An 18,147-nucleotide genomic window follows, 5' to 3' on the forward strand; every position below is an offset into this window, starting at 1 on the left:
GATTTGAGTTTAAAATTAATTTACAATATTATAGTAATGAATTAAAAAAATAGGGGAAAGTAGATGAAAATAAGAGGGAATTATAAAAGGTATATTTGTAGTAATATTATATTGTTTATATTGATTGCTTTACTAATTGGATTTTCTTGGATATTGCACTCAGAAAAAGGTATAGAAAACAGTATTAAAAAAGAATTGGCAATAGAAAAATTAGATGAAGCCGTTAGAGATAATAATCATATATTCTCTTTAAAAATAAATGATGTAGATGGAAATTATATAAAATATAGTTACTTAGATAAAAGTAATATTATAAAAATAGGAATAATAAGAATAATTATTTTTTTAATAATAATTTACATAATTATAATCATAAATAAGAAAATAAAAACATTTTTAGGTAAAAAATCTTATAAGAAAATGCATGAGTTCGTAAGATATAATGAAATTTTAATTGAAGGTAAAAAATATTTATCAGATAATAAAAATGAAAATCTAATAGCTATAAATTTTGATATAGATAAATTTAAAATAATAAATGATGTATATGGATATAAAGCCGGCGATGAAGTATTAAACTCCATTGCTATTAACATAGATAAATACTTCAAAGATAGAGGAATCTACGGTCGAATTACAGGAGATATATTTATAACAATTACTAAGATAAAATCAAAAGAAGATATAAAGGATATATTAGAACTAATAAAAACTAAAATTATAAATGTAAATCTTAAAGATTTTAATATAAGTGTAAATGTCTCTATTGGGTTATGTGAAGTAGAACAAGGTGAAGATGATATAGAAAAAATTATAAGTAATGCAGATATGGCTAGAATTAAATCTAAGGAGATAAATAATATAAGTCATGTAATCTTTGATGAAAAGTTAAAACAAGAAAAGAAAAAGTTGATAGAGTTAGAAAGGGATTTATTTAAATCTATAGATAATAATCAACTTAGATTATATTATCAGCCAAAGTTTAATATACACACAAAAGATATAGTAGGGGCAGAAGCTCTAATAAGATGGGAACACCCAACAAGAGGTATGATAAGTCCGATGGTATTTATACCTTTAGCAGAAAAAACTAGATTTATAAATAAAATAGGTCGTTGGGTATTAGAAGAAGCTTGTAAAATTATAAAGAAACAAGAAAATGAAGGATTAGATGTAGTTCCAATAGCAATAAATTTATCTAGGGTAGAGTTATACCAAAAGGATTTAGTAGATTTTATTGAAGAAATGTTAAAAAAATATAAAATAAATCCAAATTTAATAGAGATAGAAGTAACAGAAACTACAGCTTTAAAGGATTTAAAGTTTATAAACAAGAAATTAAGTGATATAAAGTCTTTAGGTATAAAGATAGCTATGGATGACTTTGGTACTGGAAATTCAAACTTAAGTGGCCTTAAAGATATATGTATAGATGTTTTAAAATTAGATAAATCACTTTTAAATGATATAGAAAAAGATTTAAAAACTCAAGTTATGGTAAAGTCTATATTAAATTTATCAAAGGATTTAGAATTAATGACTATATGCGAAGGTGTAGAAAATACAAGTCAAGTAGAGATATTAAAAAATATAAATGCAGAGGTCGTGCAAGGCTATGTATATTCAAAGCCATTAGAAGAAGAAAAGTTTAATAGGTTGATTAAAGATAAATCATTATATAAAGATAAATAGGATGGTACCATCCTATTTATTTTTGCATAATTTACATTAAAGTAAATTTTAATGGGGGAAAATATGAACAAATCTACTTTTAATATGCTTACATTTGATGGTGGTGGTCTTAGGGGATCTTTAAGTATAAGACTATTTGACAAAATACAAAAAGAGTACCCAAATATATTAAAAGAAACTAATTTATTAGGGGGAACTTCAACAGGTAGCTTAATAGCTCTAGGTCTTTCTTATGGATTAAGTTGTGAAAGTATAAAAAAACTATATTCATTAGAATATGCTAAATATATATTTAAAAATCCTCAACAAGAAATATTTAGACCAAAATATAATAATGATAATTTAAAAAAAGTACTACTTAGTATATTTCCAGAGGATTTAAGATTGAAGGACTTAAAAAAACTCGTTGTAATTCCTACTTTTTATATAGGGGATGACAATAATTCTTGGAGAGCTATATATTACAACAATCTACCAAATTCAGAAACAGAAAATGCAAGAGTTGTAGATGTTGCTATGTCAAGCTGTGCAGCTTTAATTTTTTTCCCAACCTATAAAAATCATATAGATGGCGGGATAATGGCAAATAACCCAAGTTTAGCTTGTTTGATATATGCAATGTCAAAAGAGATTGATAAAAGTATAAACGATATGAGGATACTATCAATAGGTACAGGATATAAATTTGATAAAATAATAGAAGATACTAGTGAATGGGGAGCACTAGATTGGATATTAAGCAATGAACCTGATTTTCCAATAATATCTGTAGTACTAGAAAGTAGTTTAAGTACTAGCAACGAGTTTTGCAAAAAGCTATTAGAAGATAATTATTTTAGAGTAAACCCTAAGACAGATATAGATATAGGCATGGATAATTATAATGCTCTAGATTATTTAAATAAAGTTTCTAAAGATTACGATGTAAAAGATATTATTAACTGGCTAAACACAAAATGGAAGTAAATAAATTATATGTGCTACAATAAAAAGGGGGATATTAAAATTTGGAGGGGAAGATGGAAAAACACACTAAGGGGGATAATTTTGTAGTATCTAAAAACTATGAAAATAGCTTAGATACATTAAAAAAACAAGAAAAGGGAATTTACTATACACCAAGAGAAATAGTAGATTATATACTTGAAAATACATTAAAAAAACATGATATAATAGATAACCCGTGTCCAAAGGTATTAGATATATCTTGTGGATGCGGTAATTTTTTGTTAAAAGCTTATGATGTACTATATGAATTAATAGAAAATAACATAGAAAAATTAAATGAACTATATGGAGATAAATTTATATTGGAAAATATTCATAGTCATATATTAAGTAATTGTATATATGGATACGATATAGATAAAGATGCAATAGATATACTAATAGAGTCTCTAAATAAAAAGAGCGATAGCATATTGGTTAAAAATTTAAATATATACTGTACTGATAGCTTAAAGCATAACTTTAATGAAAAATTTGATTACATAATAGGAAATCCTCCATATATAGGTCATAAAAAGTTAGATAAAGAATATAAAAAATTCCTACTTAAAGAATATAAAAATACATATAGAGATAAATCTGATTTATATTTTTGTTTTTATGAAAAGTGCATAAATTTACTAGAAAAAGGTGGAGTATGTAGCTTAATAACTCCTAGGTACTTTATAGAAAGCCCGTCAGGAAAACATTTAAGAAAATATATATCAAAAAATACATACATAAAAGAAATTATAGATTTTCTAGGAGTTTCTGTATTTAAAAATATAGGAATTTGTAGTTGTATACTAACTTTAGTTAAAGATTTAAATAAAAATAGCAAAATAGATATATTAAAACCAGTAAATGAAAATATGCAAATAGAAGATTTAAGATATCTACTAAAAAATAATAAATTCGAAAAATTTTACATAGACCAAGAAAACCTAGATGAAAATTGGATTATATTAAATGAAAATGATAAAAAACTATATAATAAAATACAAAGTAATTGTAATTATACTCTAGAAGATATAGTTACAAGCTTTCAAGGGATAATCACAGGATGTGACAAAGCTTTTGTACTAGATATAAAAGATGAAAAAATAAACAAGGTAGATAAAAAATTATTAAGAAACTGGATAAAAAATAAAAATATAAATAAATACACAATTTCAAGTAGCAACTATAAACTAATATATTCAGATGATATAAAAGACGAAAATGATTATAAGTTAGAAATAGGGGAAATAATAGGAAAATATAAAGATAAACTATGCAAAAGAAGAGAATGTGTAAACAACACAAGAAAGTGGTATAAACTTCAATGGGGAAGAGATAAAAATTTATTTGAACAAATAAAAATAATGTATCCTTATAAATCTTCTCAAAATAAATTTGCAATAGATTACAATAATAGTTTTTGTAGTGCAGATGTATACTCATTTTTTATAAAAGAAGAATATAAAAAGGAGTTTTCAGAAGAGTATATAGTTGGCATATTAAACTCAAATATATATGATAGATATTATAAAATAAATGCTAAAAAGATAAGTAAAAATATTTATGATTATTATCCAAATAAAGTAATGAAAATAAAAATATTTAAAGATGATAATTATCATAAAATAGAAAATTTATCAAAATTAATAATACATAATATAAATAACAATAAGGAGATAGATAGCTTACAACTAGAAATAGATAATCTTATAAAAGACTCATTAGACATAAAATCACTAATGTAGTTTGAAATTCATATAGTGTATAAAACTTAATTTTAAGGAGGGGACTATATGATAAAAGCTAATATAGATGAGACGAGGCAAATTGTTCATATAGAAGTTAGTGGGTATATAAGTAGCCGTGAAGCTAAAGATTTTTTAAATAATTATAAACAAATGACAAGAGAATTAAGGGGAAGTAAATATAGCTTAGTTGTTGAGCCATATATATTTGAATGTGAAGAAGATGATGATATAAAAAAAATATGTATGTCGTTTTTTAAGAGTGGTTATAAGAGAATATATTTAATAGATTCAAATAATTATATAATGGATAAAGTAAGTTTATCTAAAATAGAAGAGCGAATGTTTAACAAGCATGTAAAGACAATAGGTTCAATAAGTGAAGTAAGATAAAATATTTGAAAGATATATACTTTTCTATTATTTTTATGATAAAATGTAATTACTAAAAGTATATATCTTTCTTTATAAAATAGGTGATATAATGAAGGGTTTAATTTTAGAAGGTGGAGGTACCAAAGGTGCCTACCAAATAGGAGCTTACAAAGCTTTAATAGACTTAGGTATTGAATTTAATGGTGTAGCAGGTACATCAATAGGAGCTTTAAATGGAGCCTATATACTTCAAAATGACATAGAAGTAATGGAGGAAATTTGGTTGAAATACGACTATACTCATTTTATGAATATAGACGAAGAAACATATGAAAAATATAAAAATGTAGATTTTACAACCAAAAGTTTTAATACTGTAATTGAGCTTATGAATAAAGCTAGAAAAAATGAAGGTATTGATATAAGTCCACTTAAAAAACTACTCCAAGATACCTTAAACGAAGATGCAATTAGAAACTCTAAACGTGACTTTGGATTAGTTACAGTTACTTGGGATAAAAAAATAAATCCTCATCCTATGTACTTAGAACAAATACCAAAAGGTAGATTAGTAGACTACTTAATAGCAAGTGCAAGTTTACCTATATTTAAATTAGATAAAATAGATGATAAGCTTTATTTAGATGGTATGTTTTTTGATAATATGCCAATAAGCCTTTTAGTAGATAAAGGATATGAAGATTTAGTTGTAATAAGATTATTAGATGACTTTTTGGGTAAGAAAAACTTAAACAAGCATCAAGATATAAATATAAAAACCATAATACCATCAGAGTATTTAGGAGGCTCTTTAAATAAAGATAAGGATAGTGTAAAGAGAAATATAGATTTAGGATATTTAGACACTATGAAAGCCTACAATAGATATGAAGGTATTAAATACTATTTTAATGCAGATTATAAGTATGATGAAGAATATTGTTTTTATAAATTAAAACATATAGATAAAGAAACTATAGAAAACCTTTGTACAGTACTAGGTATAAAAAGAGAGGCAAGTACTAGATGCCTATTAGAAAGTGTTATACCTAGAGTTGGGGAGCTACTTAATTTAGAAAAAGAATTCTCATATCAAGATTTATTTTATGCTATATATGAAAAGAAACTTGAAGAAAATAATATAAGCAGAGTAAAATTATATGATTTTAATAAATTAGTAGAAACTGTTAATAAAAATATAACAGATAATAATAGCCATAAATTAAATGCAGAAACATTAGCTATAATTTCTTTACAAAAAAATAAATTGGCAAAAATAATTACCAATTATTTCTTGAAAGATTTTAAAACACAAGGTTAGTTAAATTTTCTCAGGGTGGGACATAAAAAGTACCATTGGACAAAATCGTTCCATTGTTGTAAAATAATAAAGTACCATTAAAGAGAATTTTTAATAAATATACTATTAATTAAAAAACTAAAAAGTCTTTATTAAAAATTTTAGTAGGTAGGCTTTTAGGGCATATAAAATAATTATATGCATAACAAATAATTATTAAGGATTATAGCAAAAATTAGCTATAAACAATATTTAAAGAAGAAATTTATTGGAGGTTTCACAATGGAAAAATTAGTAACTATAACAAATGCAAGTGGATTACACGCTAGACCAGCAGGAATGTTTGTAAAGAAAGCTGCTGAGTTCAAATCTACAGTAGAAGTTAACGCTAAAGGAAAGACAGTTAACGCTAAGTCAATAATGGGTATAATGAGTTTAGGATTAGCTCAAGGAGACGAGTTAACAATCGTTGCTAATGGTGAAGATCAAGAAGCTGCAGTAAATGCATTAGCTGAATTAATAGAAAGTGGATTTGGGGAGTAGTTAAATAAACCTCGGGAACTTGCCGAGGTTTTCTTTGGTATAGAAAATAAATAATATATAAATTTCAAAATGCATCGTTAGGAGGATTACCTATGTATAAAGGAACAGGAGCATCTCCTGGAATCGCTCTAGGAAAAGCACTAATAGTAGAACATAGTGAATTAGTTATAGAAAAAAAGTCGATAGATAATGTAGAAGAGGAAGTACTAAAGTTACAAAAGGCTGTAGAAATTTCAAAAGAGGAATTAACTAAGGTCAAGGAAAAGGCTTTTGAGGAATTAGGGGAGCATGAAGCCCAAATATTTGAATCTCATTTATTAGTTTTAGAAGATCCAGAATTAGTAGATTCTGCAGCTAATAAAATAAGAGATGAAAAAGTAAATGCTGATTTTGCATTAAATGAAATAAAAGAAATGTTTGTAGCTATGTTTGAATCTATGGACAATGAGTACATGAGAGAAAGAGCAGCAGACATAAAAGACGTTACAAATAGAGTACTTAGACATATATTAGGTGTAAAAGTAGTTGATTTAGCAGGTCTTGAAGAAGAAGTTATATTAATAGCTCACGATTTAACACCTTCAGATACTGCCACTATGAACAAAAAAATGGTATTAGGTTTTTTAACAGATATTGGAGGAAGAACTTCTCATACTGCTATAATGGCTAGAACATTAGAAATAGCAGCAGTTGTAGGACTTAATGATGCAACACAAACTATAAAAGATGGAGATTTTGTAGTATTTAATGGAGATACTGGTGAAGTTATAGTTAATCCAGATGAAGAAACTATAGAAAAATATACTAAACTTAAAAAAGAATTTGAAGATTATAAAAGAGAGTTACAACAATTAAAAGGAAAAGCATCTATAACTTTAGATGAAAGACATGTAGAGCTTGCTGGAAATATAGGAAGCCCTAAGGATGTTGAAGGTCTTATAAATAACGATGCTGAAGGTGTTGGACTATACAGAACAGAGTTCTTATATATGGACAAGGAAGATGCTTTCCCAACTGAAGAAGAGCAATACGAAGCTTATAAAGCAGTTTTAGAAGGAATGGATAATAAGCCTATAGTTATAAGAACATTAGATATAGGTGGAGATAAAGAACTTCCATACTTTAAAATGGATGAAGAAATGAATCCATTCTTAGGATATAGAGCTATAAGAATATGTTTAGATAAAACTGAAATATTTAAGACTCAATTAAGAGCATTATATAGAGCAAGTGTACACGGAAGATTAAGAATAATGTTCCCTATGATATCTTCATTAGGAGAATTATTATCAGCTAAAGAAATTATAAAAGAAGTACTAGCTGAATTAGATAAAGAAGGTATAGCTTATTCTAAAGATGTAGAAGTAGGTATGATGATAGAAATACCATCAGCTGCTGTTATATCTGATATATTAGCTAAGCATGTAGACTTCTTCTCAATAGGAACTAATGACCTTATACAATACACTTGTGCAGTAGATAGAATGAACCAAAAGATAAGTCACTTATACAACCAATTCAACCCAGCTGTACTTAGACTTATAAAAATGGTTATAGATAATGCACACAAAGAAGGAAAATGGGTTGGAATGTGCGGAGAATCTGCAGGAGATAAAAGAATGATACCAATACTTTTAGGTATGGGACTTGATGAATTCTCGATGAGTCCAATATCAATACTTCCTGCTAGAAAATTCATAACTTCAGTTAAATATGAAGATATGAAAAAATTTGCTGATGAAGTATTATCATTATCAACAGCAGAAGAAATAAAAAATCATGTAGATAAGACTTTTAATTTCTAATTTTAATATTAAAGCTAAAATTTAAAGGATATCTCAATTTAAGAGATATCTTTTTACATGTGAAAATAAAATGGATATACAAATGGTAGCTGTTCCTATAGTTTTAATTTGCTTTGCTATAATCATAGGTATTTTAGGATTAGTATTATACGCACTTATATTACTTATAAAATTATTAAAAATATATATAAAGAAAAATTCTTAAGCAACTCATATATGAGTTGTTTTTATTTACTTTAAAATTAATTACTAGAAAGAGGAATAAGTAATAAAATAATGTAAAAACTAAACTAAGAAAAAAGACAGCTTAGGAGGCAAATAATATGATGGAAATATTAATGGGTACTGGATTACTTTTAGTAGTCCTTGCACTATTTACTCTATTTAGCTACAAAGCACCATATGGTATGAAAGCCATGGGAGCATTAGCTAGTGCTGCTTGCGCAAGTTTCTTAGTTGAAGCATTCCACTTCTCATTTTTTGGAGAAGTATTAGGATTTAAGTTTTTAGAAAGTGTAGGATCTGCAAATGGTTCTATGGGAGGAGTAGCAGCTGCAATACTTGTTCCTCTAGCTTTAGGAGTATCACCAGTATATTCTGTACTTGTAGGTTTATCTGTATCAGGATTTGGTATACTTCCAGGGTTTATAGCAGGTTACTTAACATCTTTTGTGGTTAGATTCTTTGAGAAAAAAGTACCAGCAGGACTTGATTTAATAGTAATCATAGTTATAGGAGCGCCACTTTGTAGAGCTATAGCTATGGGAATGGACCCTATAGTAAATAATACTTTACTTCAAATAGGTCAAGTTTTAATAAAGGCAGCAGATACATCACCAATAATAATGGGTATTATACTTGGTGGACTTATAACAGTTGTTGCAACAGCACCACTTAGTTCTATGGCACTTACATCTATAATAGGTCTTACAGGACTTCCAATGGCCATAGGTGCATTAGCAGTATTTGGTTCTTCATTTATGAATTTTATTTTCTTCTCAAAGATGAAATTTGGTTCTAAAAAAGATACAATATCAGTAGCAATAGAGCCACTTACACAGTCAGATATAATATCTGCAAATCCAATACCAGTATATACGACAAACTTTATAGGAGGGGCAATGTCTGGTGTTATAGTAGCTTTAATGCAACTAGTAAATAATACTCCAGGTACAGCAACACCAATAGCTGGGTTTGCTATAATGTTTGCTTACAATCCACCAATACAAGTTTTAATAGCAGCAGCAGGATGTATAGTAGTGAGTATTTTAGGTGGATATATAGGATATGCTTTATTCAAAAACTACAAGATAGTAAGAGCTGACAAAATAAGAGGAGATGTCATAAATGATAATGATTAAATTAAGTTAATAATAAATTTATTAAATAAAGTATGAAACTTTTTACAATATTATCATAGTATATAATAAGAAATAATTTAAACTTTTGTGTTTATTAGTATATAAATTAGTATAAAAATATTAATTAAAAAAATCATTAATTTACATTTTATATTAGTTTTCTAATTAAATATAAGGTTAAATAAATAATTACTATAAAAATAAAGCTATTATTAATATAATACTTAAAAATAAAAAGTAGTAAAAAAATATATATAAAAAAAAGATTTGACAGAAAATTTATAATAATATATCATTAACAATAACATAACAAAGACTATGAAAGGAAGAGTAGATATAGTACGTAGTCAAAGCGAGTTGGTGGCGGTGAGAGTCCAACACGAAGGCTATATTGAAGAACATCCTGGAGTTGCTAACCGAAACAAAAGTAGGCTTAGACGGAACCAACCCGTTATCGAATTGGAATGTACTAAGATTATTCTTGCTACATTATTAAGGTGAGCTTATTATTAAGCTAATCAGGGTGGTACCGCGGAAGATATGCCTTTCGTCCCTATATTTTATATATAGTGGATGAAGGGCTTTTTTATATGCCGAATTTCATAGATTTGTATGTAGCCAAGGCCAGGCTATGGATAAAAATAACTAAACTTAAGTATAGTTAATTAAGTTTTAAAGTAAGTATGACGTCATACTCCTTAAATAAAAAAATAAAAGGAGATAATAAAAATGAGTTTAATAATACCAACACAATATAAAACAAAACTAAGTATAATACAAACGCAAGAAGCTATAAAAGATTTAAAGGACTTTTTTGAACATAGATTAGGTGAAGAGCTAAGGTTAACTAGAGTATCATCGCCATTATTTGTATTACCTGAAACTGGTACAAATGATAACTTAAATGGAATAGAAAAGGCTGTAAGCTTTGAGGTACCTGATATAGGTAAAAAGGCAGAAATAGTTCAATCATTAGCTAAATGGAAAAGAATGGCTCTTAAAAAGTATGGATTACCTACAGGAAGAGGAATCTATACAGATATGAATGCTATTAGAAAAGATGAAGAATTAGATAACATACATTCTATATATGTAGACCAATGGGATTGGGAACTTATAATAGATAAAAAACAAAGAAGTAGAGAAACATTAGAAGAAGTGGTTAAAAAGATTTACAAAGTATTTAAAGAAACTGAAGAACATGTACAAAGTATATATCCAGAAATACAAAAAATACTTCCTGAGGAGATAACATTTATAACATCTCAAGAATTATTAGATTTATATCCAGAGTTAACTCCAAAAGAAAGAGAAGATAAAATAGTAAAAGATAAAGGGGCAGTATTTTTAATGCAAATAGGAAAAGTACTTTCAAATGGTGAAAAACATGATGGAAGAAGTCCTGATTATGATGATTGGGAATTAAACGGAGATATATTATTCTATAACCCTGTATTAGGTAGAGCATTAGAATTATCGTCTATGGGAATAAGAGTAGATGAAGAAAGTTTAGATAGACAATTAAGAGAAAGTGGATGCGATGATAGAAGAAGCTTAGATTATCATCAAGCATTACTAAAAGGAGAACTACCATATACTATAGGTGGAGGAATTGGTCAATCTAGAATATGCATGTATTTCTTAAACAAAGCTCATATAGGAGAAGTACAAGTTGGAGTTTGGCCAAAAGAAATGATAGAAGAATGTTACGAAGCTGGAATAAGTTTACTATAGTACAAATTGAGTCTAATATATTTATATAAAATATCATATAAGTTATAATAATGCTAATATATAGATAATAAATATTTTTTATAACTTAGGAGTGATAATATTATGAATATTATAGATAAAATATTAAATTTTTTAAAGGTAACATTAGTAAGATTTAGAAAAGCTAAATTTGGTTTTATGTTTTTTATAAATATATTTAAACTACCAGATTTATTAAAAGATAGTAGAGTTAGTATAATGAGTAAAGCAAAGGTAATATTTGCATTAATAGTAGGACTACTTTACTTAATATTAGGTATAGATTTTATACCAGAGATTATACTTGGGTTATTTGGTTTTATTGATGATTTATTTATTTTAATATGGAGTTTGGGAATAATAAATGAAGAAATAGAAAAATATAAAGTTATAATCAAAACAGATAAGAATTCAAATATCATAGAAGATGTCAATTTTAATATAAAAGATTAAGAAACGGCTATTATGCCGTTTCTTTTAATTTATACAAAAACTTGTGAATATAGTATTATATATATTTTTGAATACAAGTTTCGACAAAAAAATATAAATGCAGATGATATAATAAAGTATCATAAGTCGAAAAAATATAAATTAACAAAACATATAGTTAATATATATAAATTAAAATTTTGGCAAAAGTAGGTGATAATCATGAGGAAGTGTAAATACCTAAGTTTCATTTTTATTACTATTTTGATATTGGGAATATATACAAAAGATATATATTCAGAAGGAAAAAGAAATATTTTATTTATTAGTTCAGGAAATCCTAACTTCTTAAATTTTGATGAATATATGAGTGGAATTGTAAGTGGGTTAGGCCATGATATTAATGTACAAACTGAGTATATGAATTCAGATTATAACTATGACCAAAAGCATGAATTAGAATTTTATGAATTACTAAGCCATAGACTAAGAAACTATAAAAATTTTGATGGAATTATTGTAGAAAGTGATGATGCATTAGAATTTGCTATAAAATATAGAGAAGATTTATTTAAGGATATTCCTATTGTATTCTTTGCAATAGAAAATGAAGAACTTATAAAAAATGCTTTGTCTTATGATATGGTTTCAGGGGTAAAGGAAGTATCATCAATAGATAAAAATATAGAGTTAATATCTAAATTTCACAAAGGTGTAAAAAATATTTACTTTATGTCTGGATATAAAAGTGAATTAACAAAAGAAGATATATCTTATTATGAAAATAAATATAAAAAAAATAATATTAATTTATATGAGGTAGTTACTCGCAATATAGATGTTAATGATTTTAAGAAAAAGTTAAAAAAACTAAAAAGTAGTGATGCAATTATAACTTTTTATCCAGGATATTTTGAAAATATTAATTTAGGACATGAAGATACAATTGAACTTATAAAATCATTAACTAAAGATGTTCCTATATATAGTTCATTTGAACATAGTATAGGGAAAGGTACTATAGGTGGTAAGGTTGTAAGTCCATATAATCAGGCTAAAAAAGCTGGGGAAATAGTAAATTCAATTTTATCTGGTAAAAGTGATAAAAAAATTTATATAGGTGATGACAATGCAAATAAGTACATATTTGATTATGAGGTAATGAAAGAATTTGGTATAAAAAAGCATGATTTACCAGACGGATCTGTAATAGTAAATGATCCAATAGAAATTTATAAAAAACATGAAAATTATATACTAGTAGTAATTTCTATTATTTTAGTTCTAGTAGCTATGGTAATAGCCTTAATATCTTATACTAACTATAAAATGAAATATGAAAAAGAACTTTTAAGATTAATTGATGAAGGCGAGGAATTAAGCAGATTAAAGGCACACTTTACATCTAATATTAGTCATGAACTAAGAACGCCAATTACTGTTATCTCATCAGTAATGCAGCTTTCAAAATCAAAATCTAAAAACAATGAATTCATAATAAGTAATAATAATTATGAAATTATAGAAAGTAATTGTAATAGATTGCTAAGGTTGATAAATAATTTAATTGATATTCAAAAATTTAAATGTGTAGATACAAAACCATATTTACAAAATGTAAATATAGTAGAGTTAATCGAAGATATAACTTTATCTGTAATACCATATACAAAATCTAAAAATTTAGATATTATATTTGATACTACTGACGAGGAAATTATAACAGCTGTTGATATTGATAAAATGGAAAGGGCAATACTTAATTTATTGTCAAATGCAATTAAATTTTCATACAATGGTGGAACTTTAAATGTCAATGTATCAACGTTAGAAGATAATGTTGAGATTGAAATAAAAGATAAAGGAATAGGTATGAATGAGGAAGAGTTAGAGCATATATTTGATATATTTTACCAAATAGATAATACCATGACTAGAAAGAATGAAGGAAGTGGGGTAGGATTATCTATTGTTAAGCTATTTGTAGAAGCACATGGAGGAAAAATTGATATAAAATCAAAATTAAATGAAGGCACAACCTTTAAAATAAAAATACCTATAATTAAAATAAGTGAAAATAGATGTGATAAATATATAATAGAAGATGAATTAAAAGAAAAGGTAAAATTAGAGTTATCAGATATATATATGTAGATATAAAATAAAAATTATTTAAAATTATAAAGAATAAGTGAAAAGAATAAAAAAGATAGTTTCTATTTTATGAAATTATCTTTTTTTATTATAAAAAATTTAAAAGTAAATTTAAAAAAATAATATTGAAATTAACACTATATAGAAAGAAAATTAAGAAAATTTCAATTATAAAGAAAAGCGATTTAATAAAAAAAGTATAAAAAGTTAGAAATAAAATAAAATAAAGAAAAAATCAAAAAAAACAAAAAAATATCTAGGAAAACGTTGACTAGAATAGAAAAATGTTTTATTATAAGTTTGCAAGGGGAAAAAAATGACAGGGGGAGAAAGATCGTATGAAAAAAATAGGATTAGTTCCTAAACTTATTATGGGTATCATAGCCGGTATATTAATCGGACAATTCGCACCAGAAGTTATAGTTAAAACTCTGGTAACTGCAAGTAGTTTATTCTCTGCATTCTTAAAATTCGTTATACCATTTATAATAATAGGATTTGTTACAGCAGGTATAGCAGATTTAGCAACAGGTGCAGGAAAATTATTAGGGATAACAACAGGAATAGCATATGGGTCTACAATAGTAGCCGGAACATTAGCATTTGCTGTAGCATCGTTAATATTCCCATCTTTTATAGATGCAAGTGTTGCTTCACAAATAGGTGATCCTGAAGCAGGTATGTTATCACCATTCTTTAGTATACCTTTATCACCAATGGTAGATGTAACTGCTGCAATAGTATTTGCATTTACAATGGGTCTAGGTATATCTGCTCTTAGAAACAATGGTAAAGGGCAAACTTTACATAATATATTCCAAGAGTTCCAAGAAATCGTAACGAAAGTATTATCAACAATAATAATACCTTTATTACCAATATATATAGCAGGAACATTTGCTAATATAACTTTTGCTGGACAAGTTTGGTCTATATTAGGAGTATTCTGGAGAGTTTACTTAATAGTAATACCTCTACATTTAATATACTTAACAATACAATTTACAGCAGCAGGAATAGTTACAGGGAAGAATCCTTTCAAAATGTTAAAAAACCAAATACCTGGTTACTTAACAGCAGTAGGAACTCAATCTTCAGCAGCTACTATACCAGTAAATGTAGAATGTGCTAAAAACAATGGAGTAAGCAAAGAAATAAGAGAATTCTGTGTACCTTTATGTGCAACAATTCACTTATCAGGAAGTATAATATCAGTTACATCATTTGCTGTTGCAGTACTTATGATGAACAATATGGATCATAGCTTTACTACTTTATTCCCATTCATATTAATGTTAGGAATAGCAATGGTTGCAGCACCAGGAGCACCAGGTGGAGCTATAATGAGTGCATTACCTTTCTTACCAATGATAGGTATACCATCAGATGGTGGACTTGCAAGTTTAATGATAGCTTTATACTTAACTCAAGATAGTTTCGGAACAGCTGCAAACGTATCTGGAGATAACGCTATAGCAGCAGTTGTTGATCATATAAACACTAAAATGTCTAAAAAAGCAAATAAAGTTGCTTAAGCAATTAAAAAAAATAGCTACCTCTTATGAGGTAGCCTTTTTTATTTAATAAAACATTTCACTTAAAAATCATAAAATATAAACCTAACAAATTAATATTGTATGAAAAGTCATAAATATTTTTATATTTAAACTAATTATATTATAAAAATAAACCTTATAATTAAAAATTCTTTAATTTACATATTGAAAATATTAAAAATCATCAATTTAAATATTTATTTGTTTAAAACAAGCTAAACTTAGCTTTTGCAATGTTAAACTTAAATTTAAATTTGAAAAATATTAAAAAAACTAAAAAAATTATTTGTCTATATTCTTATAATTAAAAATTATGAAATGCTTAACAAAAGAGACATTTGACAGAAGAAGACTACTTTGCTAGACTAAGTCCATTATCAAGGTATAGTCATAACATATTAAATTAATAACAAAGATATGAGAGCCTTATTATAGGTTATTTTTAATAACTTGTAATAGATGAAACTAGCGGATTGTGATTATGAAAGAAGGTAAATCAATTATGAAAAGCAAAAAAGTAAGTATAGCATCGTTATTAGTAGCATTAGGTATCGTATATGGAGATATAGGTACATCACCTTTATATGTTATGAATTCAATATTATCAACTAATAAAGGACAGGTTTCTACGGATTTAGTATTAGGAGGAATATCACTTGTTATTTGGACATTAACACTTCAAACAACTATAAAATATGTAATATTAACTCTTAAAGCGGATAATAACGGAGAAGGTGGAATATTTTCATTATATACTTTAGTAAGAAAAAGAGCTAAATGGGCAATTGTACCAGCGGTTATAGGCGGAGCATCACTTTTAGCAGATGGGATAATAACACCTCCAGTAACTGTTACATCATCTGTTGAAGGGTTACAAATGATATTTCCACTAAGTCTTAATATGATATTAATTATAGTAGTATCAATATTAATATTATTATTTTCTTTTCAAAACTGTGGAACTATGAAGATAGGAAAGCTTTTTGGTCCTATTATGTTTTTATGGTTTTCTATGTTAGCTATACTTGGTATATCTCAAATAATTAATAATCCACAAATAATAAAAGCTATAAATCCTTATTATGGAATAAAATTATTAATTGAAAATCCCAAAAGTACTTATATTTTAGGAGCAGTATTTCTTTGTACAACAGGTGCAGAAGCGTTATATTCTGATCTTGGACATTGTGGAAGAAAAAATATATACTATACATGGTTTTTTGTAAAGGTATGTTTAATACTTAATTACTTAGGACAAGGAGCATGGCTTATGTTAAGAGAAGGAGATGTAGTAATAAATAATCCATTTTTCTTAATAATGCCAAAGTGGTTTATTGTACCAGGTGTCATAATAGCGACAATAGCAGCAATTATCGCAAGTCAGGCACTTATTTCTGGGGCATTTTCATTAATATCAGAAGCAATTAAATTAAATCTTTTTCCTAGATTATTAATTAAATATCCAAATGAGCAAAAAGGTCAAATATATATACCAGTAATTAATTTTACATTAGGAATAGGCTGTATATTGTTAGTTTTATACTTTAAAAAATCTGAGAATATGGAAGCTGCATATGGACTTGCTATTACAGTTACTATGCTTATGACAACCTTATTATTATCTCAGTATGAAAAATATAATAATAAAAAAACTACAAGATCTGTATTAGTTTTAATTGTTTTTGGAATAATCGAATTAAGTTTTTTATATGCAAATTTATCTAAGTTTTTTAGAGGAGGATATATAACAGTATTAATAGGATTTATTATAATGTTTGTTATGTATTCATGGATATATGGATTAAAGATAAAGGAAAGATACAACCATTTTACTAAGCTATCTAAATATACAGATAAATTTAAATCTATAATAGAAGACAAAACATTGCCCCTATATTCAACACATCTAGTGTATCTAACTCAAACTAGTACAAGGGGATATATAGAAGACAATATATTATATTCTATATTTAATAAATCACCAAAACGTGCTAAATACTATTGGTTTGTTAACGTAAGAGTAACTGACGAGCCATATACTATGAGTTATAAGGTTCATACTATAATACCTAATCAAATATTTAAGATAGAATTTGAACTAGGATTTAAAGTAAATCAAACAGTAAATATATTTTTAAGAGAAGTAATAGAAGAATTAATATCTACAGAAGAATTAAAAATTACACTAAAGGAATATATGATAGATAACAATTTAGAGAAAAATGTTGGAGATTTTAAATTTGTATTGTTAGAAGAAAATTTATCTAATGAAAGTAACCTTTCAAAATGGGATAGTTTTATAATAGGTTTTAAGATACTTATAAAAAAAATAACAGTATCTCCAGCTAAGAGGTTTGGTATAGATACTAGTATTGTTGAAGTTGAGAAAGTTCCTATTATAATAGGAAAAAGGAAAAAGGTAAAATTAACTAGAATAAAATAAAA

The 18,147-nt window shown here is 26.3% G+C and carries 14 protein-coding genes and 1 other annotated feature; all 14 genes read left to right on the forward strand.

Going from position 1 to position 18,147, the window contains the following annotated elements:
* Nucleotides 1-63 precede the first annotated feature (63 nt).
* The 14 genes from I1959_RS03930 (at nucleotide 64) to I1959_RS03990 (ending at nucleotide 18,145) form a co-directional block, all read left to right on the forward strand.
* Nucleotides 64-1,692 carry a putative bifunctional diguanylate cyclase/phosphodiesterase gene (locus tag I1959_RS03930; protein WP_195237181.1) on the forward strand — a complete coding sequence of 543 codons (1,629 nt, stop codon included), beginning with the start codon at nucleotides 64-66 and terminating at the stop codon, nucleotides 1,690-1,692.
* 63 nt (nucleotides 1,693-1,755) lie between these two features.
* The gene (locus I1959_RS03935; RefSeq protein ID WP_195237182.1) at nucleotides 1,756-2,658 is read left to right on the forward strand and encodes a patatin-like phospholipase family protein; all 903 of its coding nucleotides are present in this window, start codon (nucleotides 1,756-1,758) and stop codon (nucleotides 2,656-2,658) included.
* A 41-nt stretch (nucleotides 2,659-2,699) separates the two neighbouring features.
* The gene (locus I1959_RS03940) at nucleotides 2,700-4,424 is read left to right on the forward strand and encodes an Eco57I restriction-modification methylase domain-containing protein (protein ID WP_243239994.1); all 1,725 of its coding nucleotides are present in this window, start codon (nucleotides 2,700-2,702) and stop codon (nucleotides 4,422-4,424) included.
* Nucleotides 4,425-4,472: 48 nt separating this feature from the next.
* Complete coding sequence (locus I1959_RS03945) at nucleotides 4,473-4,817, forward strand: hypothetical protein (protein ID WP_166505927.1); 345 nt, start codon at nucleotides 4,473-4,475, stop codon at nucleotides 4,815-4,817.
* A gap of 91 nt (nucleotides 4,818-4,908) precedes the next feature.
* Nucleotides 4,909-6,120 carry a patatin-like phospholipase family protein gene (locus I1959_RS03950; protein ID WP_092924022.1) on the forward strand — a complete coding sequence of 404 codons (1,212 nt, stop codon included), beginning with the start codon at nucleotides 4,909-4,911 and terminating at the stop codon, nucleotides 6,118-6,120.
* Nucleotides 6,121-6,381: 261 nt separating this feature from the next.
* Nucleotides 6,382-6,642: an HPr family phosphocarrier protein gene (locus I1959_RS03955; protein WP_092924026.1), complete on the forward strand. Its 261-nt coding sequence runs from the start codon at nucleotides 6,382-6,384 to the stop codon at nucleotides 6,640-6,642.
* Nucleotides 6,643-6,734: 92 nt separating this feature from the next.
* Nucleotides 6,735-8,447 carry a phosphoenolpyruvate--protein phosphotransferase gene (gene ptsP, locus I1959_RS03960; protein WP_092924029.1) on the forward strand — a complete coding sequence of 571 codons (1,713 nt, stop codon included), beginning with the start codon at nucleotides 6,735-6,737 and terminating at the stop codon, nucleotides 8,445-8,447.
* 70 nt (nucleotides 8,448-8,517) lie between these two features.
* Nucleotides 8,518-8,652 (forward strand): hypothetical protein, encoded by a 135-nt coding sequence (locus tag I1959_RS15630; RefSeq protein WP_271892550.1) that lies wholly within the window; start codon nucleotides 8,518-8,520, stop codon nucleotides 8,650-8,652.
* 118 nt (nucleotides 8,653-8,770) lie between these two features.
* On the forward strand, nucleotides 8,771-9,808 hold the full coding sequence (locus I1959_RS03965) for a PTS sugar transporter subunit IIC (protein WP_330615163.1): 1,038 nt from the start codon (nucleotides 8,771-8,773) through the stop codon (nucleotides 9,806-9,808).
* 309 nt (nucleotides 9,809-10,117) lie between these two features.
* Nucleotides 10,118-10,366, forward strand: a binding site (T-box leader).
* Between the two features lie 171 nt (nucleotides 10,367-10,537).
* Nucleotides 10,538-11,542, forward strand: coding sequence for an aspartate--ammonia ligase (gene asnA, locus I1959_RS03970; RefSeq protein WP_166505926.1), 1,005 nt, complete (start codon nucleotides 10,538-10,540; stop codon nucleotides 11,540-11,542).
* A 102-nt stretch (nucleotides 11,543-11,644) separates the two neighbouring features.
* Nucleotides 11,645-12,013 (forward strand): YkvA family protein, encoded by a 369-nt coding sequence (locus I1959_RS03975; RefSeq protein WP_195237183.1) that lies wholly within the window; start codon nucleotides 11,645-11,647, stop codon nucleotides 12,011-12,013.
* A 243-nt stretch (nucleotides 12,014-12,256) separates the two neighbouring features.
* Nucleotides 12,257-14,146 (forward strand): sensor histidine kinase, encoded by a 1,890-nt coding sequence (locus I1959_RS03980; RefSeq protein WP_195237184.1) that lies wholly within the window; start codon nucleotides 12,257-12,259, stop codon nucleotides 14,144-14,146.
* A gap of 338 nt (nucleotides 14,147-14,484) precedes the next feature.
* Nucleotides 14,485-15,681: a dicarboxylate/amino acid:cation symporter gene (locus I1959_RS03985; protein WP_092924044.1), complete on the forward strand. Its 1,197-nt coding sequence runs from the start codon at nucleotides 14,485-14,487 to the stop codon at nucleotides 15,679-15,681.
* Nucleotides 15,682-16,183: 502 nt separating this feature from the next.
* Nucleotides 16,184-18,145: a KUP/HAK/KT family potassium transporter gene (locus I1959_RS03990; protein WP_195237185.1), complete on the forward strand. Its 1,962-nt coding sequence runs from the start codon at nucleotides 16,184-16,186 to the stop codon at nucleotides 18,143-18,145.
* Nucleotides 18,146-18,147 lie beyond the last annotated feature (2 nt).

This window comes from Romboutsia sp. 1001285H_161024_C4 (assembly GCF_015550185.1).
Taxonomy (GTDB): domain Bacteria; phylum Bacillota; class Clostridia; order Peptostreptococcales; family Peptostreptococcaceae; genus Romboutsia_C; species Romboutsia_C hominis.

What these genes read in the sequence shown, in the direction of transcription:
- I1959_RS03930 (WP_195237181.1), top strand. Translation starts at nt 64, where the DNA reads ATGAAAATAAGAGGGAATTATAAAAGGTATATTTGTAGTAATATTATA.
- I1959_RS03935 (WP_195237182.1), top strand. Translation starts at nt 1,756, where the DNA reads ATGAACAAATCTACTTTTAATATGCTTACATTTGATGGTGGTGGTCTT.
- I1959_RS03945 (WP_166505927.1), top strand. Translation starts at nt 4,473, where the DNA reads ATGATAAAAGCTAATATAGATGAGACGAGGCAAATTGTTCATATAGAA.
- I1959_RS03950 (WP_092924022.1), top strand. Translation starts at nt 4,909, where the DNA reads ATGAAGGGTTTAATTTTAGAAGGTGGAGGTACCAAAGGTGCCTACCAA.
- I1959_RS03955 (WP_092924026.1), top strand. Translation starts at nt 6,382, where the DNA reads ATGGAAAAATTAGTAACTATAACAAATGCAAGTGGATTACACGCTAGA.
- ptsP (WP_092924029.1), top strand. Translation starts at nt 6,735, where the DNA reads ATGTATAAAGGAACAGGAGCATCTCCTGGAATCGCTCTAGGAAAAGCA.
- I1959_RS15630 (WP_271892550.1), top strand. Translation starts at nt 8,518, where the DNA reads ATGGATATACAAATGGTAGCTGTTCCTATAGTTTTAATTTGCTTTGCT.
- I1959_RS03965 (WP_330615163.1), top strand. Translation starts at nt 8,771, where the DNA reads ATGATGGAAATATTAATGGGTACTGGATTACTTTTAGTAGTCCTTGCA.
- asnA (WP_166505926.1), top strand. Translation starts at nt 10,538, where the DNA reads ATGAGTTTAATAATACCAACACAATATAAAACAAAACTAAGTATAATA.
- I1959_RS03975 (WP_195237183.1), top strand. Translation starts at nt 11,645, where the DNA reads ATGAATATTATAGATAAAATATTAAATTTTTTAAAGGTAACATTAGTA.
- I1959_RS03985 (WP_092924044.1), top strand. Translation starts at nt 14,485, where the DNA reads ATGAAAAAAATAGGATTAGTTCCTAAACTTATTATGGGTATCATAGCC.
- I1959_RS03990 (WP_195237185.1), top strand. Translation starts at nt 16,184, where the DNA reads ATGAAAGAAGGTAAATCAATTATGAAAAGCAAAAAAGTAAGTATAGCA.